Below are 292 nucleotides of genomic sequence, written 5' to 3'. Positions count from 1 at the left end.
TCATAGACGCGTCCGATCCCGTGGCATTCCGGGCATGCGCCCTGGACCGTGTTGGTCGAGAAGTCCTCCGCATAGAGCATCGGCTGCCCATCTGGGTACTGACCCGCGCGGGAATACAGCATGCGGCCCAAGCTGGAGAGCGTCGTGATGCTTCCGACCGTTGACCGTGTGCTGCTCCCGCCGCGTTGTTGTTGCAGTGCCACCGCGGGCGGCATTCCGGTAATGGAATCGACGTCGGGGACTCCCGCCTGGTCGATGAGGCGCCTCGCATACGGTGCCACCGACTCTAAGT

1 pseudogene is annotated in these 292 nt (G+C 64.0%); it reads right to left on the bottom strand.

Annotated features, from left to right (window positions below):
* Positions 1 to 292: pseudogene (locus QM019_RS12755) on the bottom strand (excinuclease ABC subunit A); the annotation flags it as partial.

Origin of the sequence: Gulosibacter sediminis (assembly GCF_030011715.1) — a bacterium.
Taxonomy (GTDB): Bacteria; Actinomycetota; Actinomycetes; order Actinomycetales; family Microbacteriaceae; genus Gulosibacter; species Gulosibacter sediminis.
This window is presented reverse-complemented; position numbering and strand designations above follow the sequence as displayed.